We start from the raw sequence: 15,216 nt of genomic DNA, 5'->3' as shown, positions 1-15,216 counted from the left end.
CCTCCGTTTTATTCTTATTTACTCCAGTGCCACCTCTTCGGAGTCAATTGCCATGCGTCATCGTCAGCGGTTAATGTGTTGTTAAACCGTAATTCATTATAAGAGTGAGGCAAGCCATGGAGATGTTGTCTGGAGCCGAGATGGTCGTCCGATCGCTTATCGATCAGGGTGTGAAGCAGGTATTCGGTTATCCCGGGGGGGCCGTCCTCGATATTTATGATGCATTGCATACGGTCGGCGGTATTGATCATGTGTTAGTCCGTCATGAGCAAGCCGCAGTACATATGGCTGATGGCCTGGCGCGTGCCACAGGAGAAGTGGGCGTCGTTTTGGTCACTTCCGGACCAGGAGCAACCAATGCGATCACCGGGATTGCAACGGCATATATGGATTCCATTCCGTTGGTGATCCTCTCCGGCCAGGTCGCCACCTCCCTGATTGGCTACGATGCCTTCCAGGAGTGCGACATGGTGGGTATATCCCGCCCGGTGGTAAAACACAGTTTTCTGGTTAAACAAACGGAAGATATCCCGCAGGTGCTGAAAAAAGCCTTCTGGCTGGCGGCAAGCGGTCGTCCGGGGCCGGTGGTGGTGGATTTGCCGAAAGATATTCTGAATCCGGCGAAAAAACTGCCTTATAGCTGGCCGGAGTCGGTGAGTATGCGTTCGTATAACCCGACAACGACCGGGCACAAAGGACAGATAAAACGTGCTTTGCAGACGCTGGTCGCGGCGAAGAAACCGGTTGTCTATGTTGGTGGTGGCGCGGTGAATGCCGCCTGTCACGAACAACTGGGGCAAATTGCCGAAGCACTCAATCTGCCGGTTGTCTCCTCGCTAATGGGGTTAGGCGCGTTTCCGGCCACGCATCGCCAGGCGCTGGGAATGTTGGGCATGCATGGTACTTACGAAGCGAATATGACCATGCATCATTCTGATGTGATCTTTGCCGTCGGCGTTCGTTTTGACGATCGAACGACCAATAACCTGGCAAAATATTGCCCGAATGCGACCGTGCTGCATATCGACATCGATCCGACCTCAATTTCAAAAACCGTCACTGCGGATATTCCGATTGTGGGCGATGCTCGCCTGGTGCTGGATCAGATGCTTGAACTGCTGCCGCAGGAGAAATCGCAGCAGCCGCTGGATGATAACCGTGACTGGTGGCAACAGATCGAACACTGGCGCGCTCGTCAGTGCCTGAAATACGACACGCAAAGTGAAAGTATTAAACCGCAGGCGGTGATTGAAACCATCTGGCGTCTGACGAAAGGGGATGCATACGTGACCTCTGACGTTGGTCAGCATCAAATGTTTGCCGCACTTTACTATCCGTTCGATAAACCACGCCGCTGGATTAACTCAGGCGGCCTCGGCACCATGGGATTCGGTTTACCCGCGGCGTTAGGGGTGAAAATGGCGCTGCCGGATGAAACAGTGGTGTGCGTTACCGGGGATGGCAGCATTCAGATGAACATCCAGGAACTGTCGACGGCGCTGCAATATGAGCTACCGGTACTGGTGCTCAACCTTAACAACCGCTATCTCGGCATGGTCAAACAGTGGCAGGACATGATTTACTCCGGGCGTCACTCCCAGTCTTACATGCAGTCGCTACCCGATTTTGTGCGCCTTGCTGAAGCTTATGGGCATATCGGTATCCAGATTAATCATCCAGGCGAACTGGAGAGCAAGCTGGGCGAAGCGCTGGAACATGTGCGTAACCATCGCCTGGTGTTTGTTGATGTCACCGTCGACGGCAGTGAGCATGTCTATCCGATGCAGATTCGTGGGGGCGGGATGGACGAAATGTGGTTAAGTAAAACGGAGAGGACCTGATTATGCGCCGGATATTATCAGTATTGCTGGAAAACGAGTCGGGTGCATTGTCACGTGTGATTGGCCTCTTCGCCCAGCGCGGATACAACATTGAAAGCCTGACCGTCGCGCCGACTGACGACCCGACCTTATCGCGAATGACGATTCAAACGGTAGGGGATGAGAAAGTCCTGGAGCAGATCGAAAAGCAGCTACACAAACTGGTGGATGTTTTGCGCGTCAGCGAACTGGGGCAGGGCGCCCACGTTGAACGAGAAATCATGCTGGTGAAAATCCAGGCCAGCGGCTATGGCCGGGAAGAGGTGAAACGCAACACGGAGATATTCCGTGGGCAAATCATCGATGTTACGCCGTCGATCTACACCGTACAGCTGGCGGGCACCAGCGATAAGCTGGATGCGTTTCTGGCAACGCTACGGGAAGTCGCCAAAATCGTGGAAGTAGCCCGTTCCGGCGTGGTGGGGCTTTCCCGCGGCGATAAAATTATGCGCTAACGCTTACCTGACCTACGCGAGATGCCTTGGCTATCGGTTGCTTTTTTTTGCGAAATCAGCAGTAACCAGAGACAAAAGCGGTTGCCGCAGTCATTATTCTGCGCTTAGATGTTAAGAAGTTTAACCCATGCCATCTTAAAGGTTATGGTTTGTACATTTTACGCAAGGGGCAATTGTGAAACTGGATGAAATCGCTCGGTTGGCCGGCGTTTCGCGAACGACTGCAAGCTACGTTATTAACGGCAAAGCAAAGCAATACCGCGTAAGCGACAAAACGGTTGAAAAAGTCATGGCGGTGGTGCGTGAGCATAATTACCACCCGAATGCCGTGGCGGCCGGGCTGCGTGCTGGACGCACACGTTCTATCGGGCTGGTGATCCCGGATCTCGAGAACACGAGCTATACCCGGATCGCAAACTATCTGGAGCGCCAGGCGCGTCAGCGCGGGTATCAACTACTGATTGCCTGCTCTGAAGATCAGCCGGATAACGAAATGCGCTGTATTGAGCATCTTTTACAACGTCAGGTTGATGCCATTATCGTTTCGACTTCCTTGCCGCCTGAACATCCGTTTTATCAGCGCTGGGCGAACAGTTCATTCCCGATTGTGGCGCTGGATCGCGCGCTGGATCGTGAACATTTCACCAGCGTGGTGGGCGCAGACCAGGATGATGCGCAGATGCTGGCGGAGGAGTTACGTAAATTCCCTGCTGAAACCGTGCTCTATCTGGGGGCGCTTCCTGAATTGTCCGTCAGTTTCCTGCGCGAACAGGGTTTCCGTACCGCGTGGAAGGACGATCCGCGTGAAGTGCATTTTCTCTATGCCAACAGCTATGAGCGGGAGGCGGCCGCGCAGTTATTTGATAAATGGCTGGAAACGCATCCAATGCCTCAGGCGCTGTTTACCACGTCGTTTGCCCTGTTGCAGGGGGTGATGGATGTGACCCTGCGCCGCGACGGGCAGTTACCGTCTGATTTAGCGATTGCGACTTTTGGCGACCACGAGCTACTCGACTTCCTGCAGTGCCCGGTTCTGGCGGTGGCGCAGCGCCATCGAGATGTCGCGGAACGCGTGCTGGAGATTGTGTTGGCAAGCCTGGATGAGCCGCGTAAACCCAAACCAGGTTTAACGCGTATACGGCGTAATCTGTACCGTCGCGGTATTCTAAGCCGTAACTAAGTTGCCTCAATTGATGATGTCGGCGGATAAGCCTCTGACATCATCAATTATCCCGTTCTCGGAAATAACCGCATTATAATTAAGAATATTCTTTAGAATTATCTGAAATTGATTCTTCTATTATGCCGAATTAAAACTGCAACTATCCATTTTTGGGTTATTGAGACGTAACGATGCGTTACGGTTGTATTATTTTGTTACAAGCATGTAGGGATTTGCCGAATTAACAAACACTTTACTGGTGTGTTGCGGCAATCTCGCCCTTATCTCGCTCCTGTGCGGCGTACAGACTGATTAACTGGTACTGTTATCTCGCTGCATATTGTCCTAAAATGCCGCTCGCGTCGCAAACTGACACTTTATATTTTTCTTTTGATGATATTCAGTTGTTTTAAACAATCATGAGTTGTTGGATTTTTTTCTTACAAATATTCATGACGTTAATTTGCTTCGTTTGCTGTACGGAATTTGTTCAACGCTGATATTAGCCGTAAACAATGGGTTTTTTGCTCCGCTAAGCGCCGTGACTTGCTTGACAAGGTTTTCCTCCGCTCCGTAAACTCCTTTAAGTGGGAATTTGTGGGATAAAGTGGTAATCGGGGGTGAGGCTGGCATGTTCCGGGGAGCAACGTTAGTTAATCTCGACAGTAAAGGGCGCTTATCTGTGCCTACCCGTTATCGGGATCAACTGCTCGAGAGCGCTACCGGTCAAATGGTTTGCACCATTGACATCCATCACCCGTGCCTGCTGCTGTACCCCCTGCCTGAATGGGAAATTATCGAGCAGAAGTTATCGCGTCTGTCGAGCATGAATCCAGTTGAGCGTCGCGTACAGCGCCTGTTGTTGGGTCATGCTAGCGAATGTCAGATGGATAGCGCTGGTCGATTATTGATAGCGCCCATTCTGCGGCAACACGCAGGGCTAACGAAAGAAGTGATGCTGGTTGGGCAGTTCAATAAGTTTGAGCTGTGGGATGAAACGACCTGGTATCAACAGGTCAAGGAAGATATCGACGCTGAGCAGTCTGTTACCGGCGCGCTGTCGGAACGATTGCAGGATTTGTCTCTATAAAATGATGGAAAATTATAAACATACAACGGTGTTGCTGGATGAAGCCGTAAACGGCCTGAATATTCGTCCAGACGGCATCTACATTGACGGGACATTTGGTCGCGGTGGTCACTCACGTCTGATCCTCTCGCAACTTGGCGAAGAGGGGCGTTTACTGGCCATCGATCGCGATCCGCAGGCGATTGCCGTTGCAAAGACGATTACCGATCCCCGTTTTTCCATCGTCCATGGTCCTTTTTCTGCGCTGGCTGATTATGTCGCCGAGCGCGGACTTACCGGTAAGATCGACGGGATTCTTCTCGATCTTGGGGTTTCTTCTCCACAGCTTGATGATGCTGAGCGCGGATTCTCATTTATGCGTGACGGTCCGTTAGATATGCGTATGGACCCAACACGCGGTCAGTCAGCGGCCGAATGGCTGCAAACCGCCGATGAAGCAGACATTGCCTGGGTGATTAAAACCTTTGGCGAAGAGCGCTTCGGCAAACGTATTGCTCGCGCCATCGTAGAGCGCAACCGCATCGAACCGATGACCCGCACTAAAGAGCTGGCGGAAGTGATTGCGGCGGCAATGCCGGTGAAAGACAAATTCAAACATCCCGCGACCCGTACCTTCCAGGCGGTGCGCATTTGGGTGAACAGTGAACTGGAGGAGATAGAGCAGGCGCTAAAAAGCTCGCTCAGCGTGCTGGCACCAGGTGGTCGCCTTTCGGTAATCAGTTTCCATTCGCTTGAAGATCGCATTGTGAAACGCTTTATGCGCGAACAAAGCCGTGGTCCTCAGGTTCCGGCTGGAATACCGATGACCGAAGCGCAGATCAAAAAGCTGGGCGGCCGTGAGTTAAGAGCACTAGGCAAGATGATGCCGGGTGAAGAAGAGGTAGCTGAAAATCCTCGTGCCCGTAGTTCAGTTCTGCGTATTGCAGAGAGGACGAACGCATGATCAGCAGAGTGACAGAAGCCCTCAGCAAAGTTAAAGGATCGATAGGAAGCAACGAGCGCCATGCCTTGCCTGGCGTGATCGGTGACGATCTTTTGCGGTATGGGAAGCTGCCACTCTGCCTGTTCATTTGCATTATTTTGACGGCGGTTACCGTCGTGACAACAGCACACCATACGCGGTTACTGACCGCGCAGCGTGAGCAGCTGGTTCTGGAGCGAGATGCGTTGGATATCGAATGGCGCAACTTGATCCTTGAGGAGAACGCGCTCGGCGACCATAGCCGTGTTGAACGGATCGCAACGGAAAAGCTGCAAATGCAGCATGTTGATCCCTCACAAGAAAATATCGTAGTACAAAAATAAGGATAAACGCGACGCATGAAAGCAGCGGCAAAAACGCACAAGCCAAAACGCCAGGAAGAACAAGCCAACTTTATCAGTTGGCGTTTTGCGTTACTGTGCGGCTGTATTTTGCTGGCACTGGGTTTTCTGCTGGGGCGCGTTGCCTGGCTGCAAATCATCGCGCCGGACATGCTGGTGCGTCAGGGCGATATGCGCTCTCTGCGCGTACAGGAAGTGTCCACATCGCGCGGGATGATTACCGACCGTTCAGGTCGTCCGCTGGCGGTGAGCGTTCCGGTTAAGGCGATTTGGGCCGACCCAAAAGAGGTGCATGACGCAGGCGGCGTAAGCGTTGGTGAACGCTGGAGAGCGCTGTCGACCGCGCTGAATCTCCCGCTCGATCAACTGGCTTCCCGCATTAACGCCAACCCGAAAGGGCGCTTTATCTATCTGGCGCGTCAGGTAAACCCTGACATGGCTGACTACATCAAAAAACTGAAGCTGCCAGGCATTCACCTGCGCGAAGAATCCCGCCGTTACTATCCTTCCGGAGAAGTGACCGCTCACCTTATCGGTTTTACTAACGTCGACAGCCAGGGGATTGAAGGCGTTGAGAAGAGCTTCGATAAATGGCTCACCGGGCAACCGGGCGAACGCATTGTACGTAAAGACCGTTATGGCCGCGTCATTGAGGATATTTCCTCTACCGACAGCCAGGCGGCGCATAACCTTGCGCTAAGTATCGATGAGCGTTTACAGGCGCTGGTCTACCGTGAACTGAATAACGCCGTGGCGTTTAACAAGGCGGAGTCAGGCAGTGCGGTACTGGTGGATGTGAACACCGGTGAAGTGCTGGCGATGGCCAACAGCCCGTCCTACAACCCGAACAATCTCACCGGTACGCCGAAGGATGCGATGCGTAACCGTACGATTACCGACGTGTTTGAACCGGGTTCCACCGTCAAACCGATGGTGGTGATGACGGCGCTGCAGCGTGGCGTGGTTCGCGAAAATACCGTACTTAACACTATCCCTTACCGAATTAATGGCCACGAAATTAAAGACGTGGCGCGTTATAGCGAATTGACCCTCACCGGGGTTTTGCAGAAGTCGAGTAACGTCGGTGTTTCCAAGCTGGCGTTAGCGATGCCGTCCTCAGCGTTAGTAGACACTTACTCACGTTTTGGGCTGGGAAAAGCGACCAATTTGGGGTTGGTCGGAGAACGCAGTGGCTTATATCCTCAAAAACAACGGTGGTCTGACATAGAGAGGGCCACCTTCTCTTTCGGCTATGGGCTAATGGTAACGCCGTTACAGTTAGCGCGAGTCTATGCAACGATCGGCAGCTATGGCGTTTATCGGCCACTGTCGATCACCAAAGTTGACCCTCCTGTTCCGGGCGAGCGTATCTTCCCGGAATCAACCGTGCGTACCGTAGTGCACATGATGGAAAGCGTGGCGCTGCCCGGCGGCGGCGGCGTGAAGGCGGCGATTAAAGGCTATCGTATCGCCATTAAAACCGGTACGGCGAAGAAAGTAGGGCCGGATGGCCGCTACATCAACAAATACATTGCTTATACCGCAGGCGTTGCGCCTGCGAGTCAGCCGCGCTTCGCGCTAGTTGTTGTTATCAACGATCCGCAGGCGGGTAAATACTACGGTGGCGCCGTTTCAGCGCCGGTCTTTGGTGCCATCATGGGCGGCGTACTGCGCACCATGAACATCGAACCGGATGCGCTGACAACGGGCGATAAAAATGAATTTGTGAATAATCAAGGCGAGGCAACAGGTGGCAGATCGTAATTTGCGCGACCTTCTTGCTCCATGGGTGCCGGGTGCACCGGAGCGAGCACTGCGGGAGATGACGCTCGACAGCCGTATGGCTGCATCGGGCGATCTCTTTGTCGCAGTATTGGGTCATCAGGCGGACGGGCGTCGGTATATCCCGCAGGCGATAGCGCAAGGTGTGGCTGCCATTATTGCAGAAGCAAAAGATGAAGCTACTGACGGTGAAATCCGTGAAATGCACGGCGTTCCAGTTATCTATCTCAGTCAGCTTAACGAACGTTTATCTGCACTGGCGGGCCGCTTTTACCACGAGCCTTCTGAAAAAATGCGACTGGTCGGTGTGACCGGGACCAACGGTAAAACCACCACCACCCAATTGCTGGCACAGTGGAGCCAACTGCTTGGCGAAACCAGCGCGGTGATGGGAACAGTCGGCAATGGCCTGCTGGGCAAAGTGATCCCGACGGAAAATACCACCGGCTCAGCCGTTGATGTCCAGCATGTGCTGGCAGGGCTGGTTGCACAAGGCGCAACGGTTGGCGCGATGGAAGTGTCTTCACACGGTCTGGTTCAGCATCGCGTGGCGGCGCTGAAGTTTGCCGCATCAGTATTTACCAACTTAAGCCGCGACCATCTTGATTACCACGGCGACATGGAACATTACGAAGCCGCGAAATGGCTGCTGTATTCCACGCACCATTGCGGCCAGGCCATCGTTAATGCGGATGATGAAGTCGGTCGTCGCTGGTTGGCCAAACTTCCGGATGCGGTTGCCGTATCGATGGAAGATCACATCAACCCGAACTGTCACGGTCGTTGGTTAAAGGCGATTGACGTGAATTATCACGACAGCGGGGCAACGATTCGTTTTACCTCCTCATGGGGTGACGGCGAAATTGAAAGTCGCCTGATGGGCGCGTTTAACGTCAGCAATCTGCTGTTGGCGCTGGCAACGCTGCTGGCGTTGGGATATCCGTTAGCTGATTTACTGAAAACGGCGACACAATTACAGCCGGTTTGTGGGCGCATGGAAGTGTTCAGCGCGCCGGGTAAAACCACCGTTGTGGTTGATTATGCCCATACGCCAGATGCGCTGGAAAAAGCGCTGCAGGCGGCACGTCTGCACTGTACTGGCAAACTGTGGTGCGTCTTTGGTTGCGGCGGCGATCGCGACAAAGGCAAACGTCCGTTGATGGGCGCGATTGCCGAGCAGTTTGCTGATGTTGTCGTGGTGACCGATGACAACCCGCGTACCGAAGAGCCGCGCGCCATTATTAACGACATTCTGGCGGGTATGCTGGATGCCGGACAGGCGAAAGTGATGGAAGGTCGCGCAGAGGCTGTGACAAACGCCATTATGCAGGCGAAAGAAAACGACGTGGTGCTGGTGGCCGGGAAAGGTCACGAAGACTACCAGATCGTTGGCTCGCAGCGCCTCGACTATTCTGACCGCGTTACGGCAGCGCGTCTGCTGGGAGTAATCGCATGATTAGCGTAACGCTCAGCCAACTGGCGGAGATCCTCCGCGGCGAACTGAAAGGAGCCGATCTGACTCTTGATGCAGTGACAACCGATACGCGTAAAGTTACGCCGGGCTGCCTGTTTGTTGCGCTGAAAGGCGAACGCTTTGATGCCCACGATTTCGCAGACAAGGCGCAAGAGAGCGGGGCGGGTGCGCTGCTGGTCAGCCGTCCGCTGGATATCGATCTGCCGCAACTGATTGTGAAAGATACACGCCTCGCGTTTGGTGAACTGGCTGCATGGGTACGCGCCCAGGTTCCAGCGCGCGTTGTCGCGCTGACCGGCTCTTCCGGTAAAACGTCCGTCAAAGAGATGACCGCATCCATTCTGAGTCAGTGTGGCAACACCTTATATACCGCGGGCAACCTGAATAACGACATCGGCGTACCGATGACGCTGTTGCGCTTAAACAACGATTACGACTATGCCGTGATTGAGCTTGGCGCTAATCATCAGGGCGAAATCGCCTGGACCGTTGGTCTGACGCATCCGGAAGCGGCGCTGGTGAATAACCTGGCGGCCGCGCATCTGGAAGGCTTTGGTTCACTGGCGGGCGTTGCGAAGGCAAAAGGTGAGATTTTTACCGGCCTGCCAGCGAACGGAATCGCCATTATGAATGCCGACAATAACGACTGGCTGAACTGGCAGAGCATTATCGGCGATCGCAAAGTCTGGCGCTTCTCCCCGAATGCGGCCAACAGCGATTTTTCGGCGGCCAATGTTCATGTGACTTCACACGGCACAGAGTTTTCTCTGCAAACGCCAACCGGAAGCATTGATGTTCTGCTGCCGCTGCCGGGTCGTCACAACATTGCTAACGCCCTGGCGGCGGCTGCGCTCTCTATGGCGGTAGGCGCGACGCACGAAGCGATTAAAGCGGGTCTGAAGGAACTGCAAGCGGTACCGGGGCGTCTGTTCCCGATTCAACTGGCAGAAAATCAGCTACTGCTGGATGACTCCTATAACGCAAATGTCGGGTCAATGACCGCAGCGGTAAACGTGCTGTCCGAAATGCCGGGCTACCGCGTGCTGGTCGTTGGCGATATGGCAGAGCTTGGCGCGGAAAGCGAAGCATGCCACGTACAGGTGGGTGAAGCTGCGAAGGCTGCAGGTATCGACCGTGTGCTGAGTACAGGGAAACTGAGTCAGGCAATTAGCCATGCCAGCGGTGTGGGTGAGCATTTTGCGGATAAAACCGCGTTGACCGCGCATCTTAAGGCGCTGATTGCAGAACATCAGATTATGACGATTTTAGTGAAGGGTTCACGTAGTGCCGCCATGGAAGAGGTAGTACGCGCATTACAGGAGAATGGGACATGTTAGTTTGGCTGGCCGAACATTTGGTCAAATATTATTCCGGCTTTAACGTCTTTTCCTATCTGACGTTTCGCGCCATCGTCAGCCTGCTGACCGCGCTGTTCATCTCTTTGTGGATGGGCCCGCGCATGATCGCCCGCTTGCAAAAAATGTCCTTTGGACAGGTCGTGCGTAACGACGGTCCGGAATCACACTTCAGTAAACGCGGTACGCCGACCATGGGCGGGATTATGATCCTCACCGCGATTGTTATCTCCGTACTGCTGTGGGCATACCCGTCGAATCCGTACGTATGGTGCGTGCTGGTGGTATTGGTCGGTTACGGCATTATCGGTTTTGTCGATGACTACCGCAAAGTGGTACGCAAAGACACCAAGGGCCTGATCGCGCGCTGGAAATACTTCTGGATGTCGGTGATTGCGCTGGGCGTGGCCTTTGCCCTGTATCTGGCTGGTAAAGATACCCCGGCCACTGAGCTGGTGGTGCCGTTCTTTAAAGACGTGATGCCGCAGTTGGGGCTGTTCTACGTGCTGCTGGCGTACTTCGTGATTGTGGGTACTGGCAACGCGGTCAACCTCACCGATGGTCTGGATGGTCTGGCGATTATGCCGACCGTGTTTGTGGCCGCAGGTTTTGCGTTGGTGGCGTGGGCGACCGGTAACATGAACTTCGCCAACTATCTGCATATTCCCTATTTACGTCATGCCGGCGAATTGGTGATCGTTTGTACGGCAATTGTTGGCGCGGGTTTAGGCTTCTTGTGGTTTAACACCTATCCGGCGCAGGTCTTTATGGGCGACGTCGGATCGCTGGCGCTGGGCGGCGCGCTGGGCATTATTGCCGTGCTCCTGCGTCAGGAGTTCCTGCTGGTGATCATGGGCGGTGTATTCGTCGTAGAAACACTGTCGGTCATTTTGCAGGTTGGCTCCTTTAAGCTGCGCGGACAGCGCATCTTCCGTATGGCGCCGATCCACCATCACTATGAACTGAAAGGCTGGCCGGAACCGCGCGTAATTGTGCGCTTCTGGATTATTTCGCTGATGCTGGTGCTGATTGGCCTGGCAACGCTGAAGGTACGTTAATCATGGCTGATTACCAGGGTAAAAAAGTCGTCATTATCGGTCTGGGTTTGACCGGGCTGTCCTGCGTGGATTTCTTCCTGGCGCGTGGCGTGACGCCGCGTGTAATGGATACCCGCGCGACGCCGCCGGGCCTGGACAAATTACCGGAAGCGGTTGAGCGTCATGTTGGCAGCCTGAATGATGACTGGCTGCTGGCCGCTGATCTTATTGTCGCCAGCCCTGGTATTGCCCTGGCGCATCCTTCGTTGAGTGCTGCCGCCGATGCGGGAATTGAAATTGTCGGCGACATTGAGCTGTTCTGTCGCGAAGCACAGGCACCGATCGTCGCGATCACCGGTTCCAACGGGAAAAGCACAGTCACTACGCTGGTAGGTGAGATGGCGAAAGCGGCCGGTGTGAACGTGGGGGTTGGCGGTAATATTGGCCTGCCCGCGCTGATGCTGCTGGATGACGAACGTGAGCTGTATGTTCTGGAACTGTCGAGCTTCCAACTGGAAACGACCTCCAGCTTACAAGCCGTAGCCGCTACCATTTTGAACGTAACCGAAGACCATATGGACAGATATCCGTTTGGCTTGCAGCAGTACCGTGCGGCCAAACTGCGCGTCTATGAAAACGCGAAAGTGTGTGTGGTCAACGCTGATGATGCGCTGACCATGCCGGTTCGCGGGGCGGATGAGCGTTGCGTGAGCTTTGGCATCAACATGGGTGACTATCACCTGAACCGTCAGCAGGGCGAAACCTGGCTGCGAGTGAAGGGTGAAAAAGTTCTTAACGTGAAAGAGATGACGCTTTCCGGTCAGCATAACTATACCAACGCCCTGGCTGCGCTGGCGCTGGCGGATGCCGCAGGACTGCCGCGGGCGTCGAGCCTGAAAGCGCTCACCACGTTTACCGGTCTGGCGCACCGTTTCCAGACTGTGCTTGAGCACAACGGCGTGCGCTGGATTAACGATTCTAAAGCCACCAACGTCGGCAGCACTGAAGCCGCGCTGAATGGCCTGCACGTTGACGGTACGTTGCACCTGCTGCTGGGTGGCGACGGGAAATCCGCTGACTTTACGCCGCTGCAACGATATCTGACCGGCGACAACATTCGTCTGTACTGCTTTGGTCGCGATGGCGCGCAGCTTGCCGCTCTGCGACCTGACGTTACGGAACAAACTGAAACCATGGAGCAGGCAATGCGTCTGCTCGCACCGCGCGTGAAGTCGGGCGATATGGTGCTGCTGTCGCCCGCCTGCGCCAGCCTCGACCAGTTCAAGAACTTTGAACAACGCGGTGACGTCTTTACCCGCCTGGCGAAGGAGTTGGGTTGATGCGCTTATCTCTCCCTCGTCTGAGAATGCCGCGCTTACCGGGACTGGGTATCCTGGCGTGGGTCTTCGCGGCACTTAAAGGCTGGGTGATGGCTTCGCGTGATAAAGACGCGGACAGCCTGATCATGTATGACCGCATGCTGCTGTGGTTGACCTTTGGTCTGGCAGCGATCGGTTTTGTGATGGTGACATCGGCATCGATGCCCGTAGGACAACGTCTGGCGGGCGATCCTTTTCTGTTTGCTAAGCGTGATGCACTGTACATCTTCCTCGCCTTCTGCCTGGCGATGGTGACGCTGCGTCTGCCGATGGAGTTCTGGCAAAAGTACAGTACGACGATGCTGATAGCCTCGATCATCATGCTGCTGATTGTGCTGGTGGTGGGTAGCTCCGTTAACGGGGCGTCGCGCTGGATTGCGCTGGGGCCGCTGCGTATTCAGCCTGCGGAATTTACCAAGCTGTCGCTGTTCTGTTACCTCGCCAACTACCTGGTGCGTAAAGTTGATGAAGTGCGTAACAACCTGCGCGGTTTCTTAAAACCGATGGGCGTGATCCTGGTACTGGCTATTTTACTGCTGGCACAGCCTGACCTTGGTACGGTGGTGGTGCTGTTCGTCACTACTCTGGCGATGCTGTTTCTCGCCGGAGCGAAACTGTGGCAGTTCATTGCCATTATCGGCATGGGGATTTCAGCGGTCGTGCTGCTGATCCTTGCCGAACCGTATCGTATTCGCCGCGTAACCTCTTTCTGGAACCCATGGGAAGATCCGTTCGGCAGTGGCTACCAGCTGACGCAATCCCTGATGGCCTTTGGTCGCGGTGAGGTTTGGGGGCAGGGCTTAGGTAATTCAGTCCAAAAACTGGAGTATTTACCAGAAGCGCACACCGACTTCATCTTCGCCATCATTGGGGAAGAGCTGGGTTATATCGGTGTGGTATTGGCACTTTTAATGGTATTCTTCGTCGCTTTTCGCGCGATGTCGATTGGCCGTAAGGCGTTGGAAATTGACCACCGTTTTTCAGGCTTTTTAGCCTGCTCAATCGGGATCTGGTTTAGCTTCCAGGCACTGGTAAACGTCGGTGCGGCTGCGGGTATGCTGCCAACCAAAGGTCTGACGCTGCCGCTGATCAGTTATGGTGGTTCAAGTTTGTTGATTATGTCGACGGCCATCATGTTTTTGTTACGTATTGATTATGAAACGCGTCTGGAAAAAGCCCAGGCGTTTACACGAGGTGCACGATGAGTGGTCAACCGAAGCGGTTAATGGTGATGGCAGGCGGTACCGGCGGGCATGTGTTCCCGGGGCTGGCGGTCGCGCACCATTTAATGGCCCAGGGCTGGCAGGTTCGTTGGCTGGGCACCGCCGATCGTATGGAAGCGGACTTAGTGCCAAAACACGGCATTGAAATTGACTTTATTCGCATCTCCGGTTTGCGTGGCAAAGGCGTCAATGCGCTGCTGGCTGCACCTGTGCGTATTTTTAATGCCTGGCGTCAGGCGCGCGCCATCATGAAGCAGTTTAAACCCGATGTGGTGCTGGGTATGGGCGGCTACGTGTCTGGCCCTGGCGGTCTGGCGGCCTGGTCATTAGGTATTCCGGTTGTACTGCATGAGCAGAACGGCATTGCGGGATTAACTAACAAATGGCTGGCGAAGATTGCCACTACGGTGATGCAGGCTTTTCCTGGTGCTTTCCCGAATGCGGAAGTGGTAGGTAACCCGGTGCGCACTGACGTGCTGGCGCTGCCGTTGCCAAAAGTGCGCCTGGCCGGGCGTGAAGGTCCGGTTCGTGTATTGGTCGTCGGGGGATCTCAGGGCGCACGCGTACTGAACCAGACGATGCCGCAGGTTGCCGCAAAGCTTGGCGACGCGGTGACTATCTGGCATCAGAGCGGCAAAGGCGCGCAGCAGACCGTTGAACAGGCGTATGCCGACGCGGGACAACCGCAGCACAAGGTCACTGAGTTTATTGATGATATGGCAGCGGCCTACGCGTGGGCTGATGTCGTGGTTTGTCGCTCAGGCGCGCTGACGGTGAGCGAAATTGCCGCCGCGGGTTTGCCTGCGCTGTTTGTGCCGTTCCAGCACAAAGACAGACAGCAGTATTGGAATGCGCTGCCGCTGGAGAAAGCGGGCGCCGCCAAAATTCTGGAGCAGCCGCAGTTTACTGTGGATGCCGTCGCCAGCACCCTTGCCGGGTGGTCGCGAGAAACGTTATTAACCATGGCAGAACGTGCGCGCGCCGCATCCATACCGGATGCCACAGAGCGCGTTGCAAATGAAGTGAGCCGGGCTGCCCGGGCGTAATTGTGGTGAT

General features: G+C 54.7%; 13 protein-coding genes. All 13 read left to right on the top strand.

What is annotated here, in order from left to right:
- The first annotated feature begins 116 nt into the window (after nucleotides 1-116).
- The 13 genes from ilvI (at nucleotide 117) to murG (ending at nucleotide 15,206) form a co-directional block, all read left to right on the top strand.
- A complete protein-coding gene (ilvI, locus tag GFC06_RS00605) occupies nucleotides 117-1,841 on the top strand; it encodes an acetolactate synthase 3 large subunit (RefSeq protein WP_016151688.1) in 1,725 nt (574 codons plus the stop codon).
- A gap of 2 nt (nucleotides 1,842-1,843) precedes the next feature.
- A complete protein-coding gene (ilvN, locus tag GFC06_RS00600; protein WP_003829566.1) occupies nucleotides 1,844-2,335 on the top strand; it encodes an acetolactate synthase small subunit in 492 nt (163 codons plus the stop codon).
- A gap of 175 nt (nucleotides 2,336-2,510) precedes the next feature.
- Nucleotides 2,511-3,515: a catabolite repressor/activator gene (gene cra / locus GFC06_RS00595; RefSeq protein ID WP_016151689.1), complete on the top strand. Its 1,005-nt coding sequence runs from the start codon at nucleotides 2,511-2,513 to the stop codon at nucleotides 3,513-3,515.
- A 613-nt stretch (nucleotides 3,516-4,128) separates the two neighbouring features.
- The gene (mraZ, locus tag GFC06_RS00590; RefSeq protein ID WP_005124560.1) at nucleotides 4,129-4,587 is read left to right on the top strand and encodes a division/cell wall cluster transcriptional repressor MraZ; all 459 of its coding nucleotides are present in this window, start codon (nucleotides 4,129-4,131) and stop codon (nucleotides 4,585-4,587) included.
- A 1-nt stretch (nucleotide 4,588) separates the two neighbouring features.
- Nucleotides 4,589-5,530 (top strand): 16S rRNA (cytosine(1402)-N(4))-methyltransferase RsmH, encoded by a 942-nt coding sequence (gene rsmH / locus GFC06_RS00585; RefSeq protein ID WP_016151690.1) that lies wholly within the window; start codon nucleotides 4,589-4,591, stop codon nucleotides 5,528-5,530.
- A complete protein-coding gene (ftsL, locus tag GFC06_RS00580; RefSeq protein WP_006686695.1) occupies nucleotides 5,527-5,892 on the top strand; it encodes a cell division protein FtsL in 366 nt (121 codons plus the stop codon). Before rsmH ends, ftsL begins: the two co-directional genes overlap by 4 nt.
- 15 nt (nucleotides 5,893-5,907) lie before the next feature.
- Nucleotides 5,908-7,674, top strand: coding sequence for a peptidoglycan glycosyltransferase FtsI (ftsI, locus tag GFC06_RS00575; protein WP_016151691.1), 1,767 nt, complete (start codon nucleotides 5,908-5,910; stop codon nucleotides 7,672-7,674).
- Nucleotides 7,661-9,148 carry a UDP-N-acetylmuramoyl-L-alanyl-D-glutamate--2,6-diaminopimelate ligase gene (murE, locus tag GFC06_RS00570; protein WP_016151692.1) on the top strand — a complete coding sequence of 496 codons (1,488 nt, stop codon included), beginning with the start codon at nucleotides 7,661-7,663 and terminating at the stop codon, nucleotides 9,146-9,148. Before ftsI ends, murE begins: the two co-directional genes overlap by 14 nt.
- Nucleotides 9,145-10,503, top strand: coding sequence for a UDP-N-acetylmuramoyl-tripeptide--D-alanyl-D-alanine ligase (murF, locus tag GFC06_RS00565; protein WP_103766832.1), 1,359 nt, complete (start codon nucleotides 9,145-9,147; stop codon nucleotides 10,501-10,503). The genes murE and murF overlap by 4 nt, the downstream gene beginning before the upstream one ends.
- On the top strand, nucleotides 10,497-11,579 hold the full coding sequence (gene mraY / locus GFC06_RS00560; RefSeq protein WP_016151694.1) for a phospho-N-acetylmuramoyl-pentapeptide-transferase: 1,083 nt from the start codon (nucleotides 10,497-10,499) through the stop codon (nucleotides 11,577-11,579). Before murF ends, mraY begins: the two co-directional genes overlap by 7 nt.
- Before the next feature lie 2 nt (nucleotides 11,580-11,581).
- Nucleotides 11,582-12,898 carry a UDP-N-acetylmuramoyl-L-alanine--D-glutamate ligase gene (murD, locus tag GFC06_RS00555; protein ID WP_016151695.1) on the top strand — a complete coding sequence of 439 codons (1,317 nt, stop codon included), beginning with the start codon at nucleotides 11,582-11,584 and terminating at the stop codon, nucleotides 12,896-12,898.
- Complete coding sequence (gene ftsW, locus GFC06_RS00550) at nucleotides 12,898-14,142, top strand: cell division protein FtsW (protein ID WP_016151696.1); 1,245 nt, start codon at nucleotides 12,898-12,900, stop codon at nucleotides 14,140-14,142. Before murD ends, ftsW begins: the two co-directional genes overlap by 1 nt.
- The gene (gene murG / locus GFC06_RS00545; RefSeq protein WP_049281563.1) at nucleotides 14,139-15,206 is read left to right on the top strand and encodes an undecaprenyldiphospho-muramoylpentapeptide beta-N-acetylglucosaminyltransferase; all 1,068 of its coding nucleotides are present in this window, start codon (nucleotides 14,139-14,141) and stop codon (nucleotides 15,204-15,206) included. The genes ftsW and murG overlap by 4 nt, the downstream gene beginning before the upstream one ends.
- Nucleotides 15,207-15,216 lie beyond the last annotated feature (10 nt).

The sequence above is a fragment of the Citrobacter braakii genome, from assembly GCF_009648935.1.
GTDB classification, from domain to species: domain Bacteria; phylum Pseudomonadota; class Gammaproteobacteria; order Enterobacterales; family Enterobacteriaceae; genus Citrobacter; species Citrobacter braakii.
The sequence above is the reverse complement of the archived record's forward strand: the minus strand, read 5'-3'. Positions and strand labels throughout refer to the sequence as shown.

Coding starts and splice junctions, on each gene's coding strand:
- ftsW (WP_016151696.1), top strand. CDS start 12,898: ATGCGCTTATCTCTCCCTCGTCTGAGAATGCCGCGCTTACCGGGACTG.
- murD (WP_016151695.1), top strand. CDS start 11,582: ATGGCTGATTACCAGGGTAAAAAAGTCGTCATTATCGGTCTGGGTTTG.
- murF (WP_103766832.1), top strand. CDS start 9,145: ATGATTAGCGTAACGCTCAGCCAACTGGCGGAGATCCTCCGCGGCGAA.
- mraY (WP_016151694.1), top strand. CDS start 10,497: ATGTTAGTTTGGCTGGCCGAACATTTGGTCAAATATTATTCCGGCTTT.
- rsmH (WP_016151690.1), top strand. CDS start 4,589: ATGATGGAAAATTATAAACATACAACGGTGTTGCTGGATGAAGCCGTA.
- ilvI (WP_016151688.1), top strand. CDS start 117: ATGGAGATGTTGTCTGGAGCCGAGATGGTCGTCCGATCGCTTATCGAT.
- mraZ (WP_005124560.1), top strand. CDS start 4,129: ATGTTCCGGGGAGCAACGTTAGTTAATCTCGACAGTAAAGGGCGCTTA.
- ftsL (WP_006686695.1), top strand. CDS start 5,527: ATGATCAGCAGAGTGACAGAAGCCCTCAGCAAAGTTAAAGGATCGATA.
- murG (WP_049281563.1), top strand. CDS start 14,139: ATGAGTGGTCAACCGAAGCGGTTAATGGTGATGGCAGGCGGTACCGGC.
- ilvN (WP_003829566.1), top strand. CDS start 1,844: ATGCGCCGGATATTATCAGTATTGCTGGAAAACGAGTCGGGTGCATTG.
- ftsI (WP_016151691.1), top strand. CDS start 5,908: ATGAAAGCAGCGGCAAAAACGCACAAGCCAAAACGCCAGGAAGAACAA.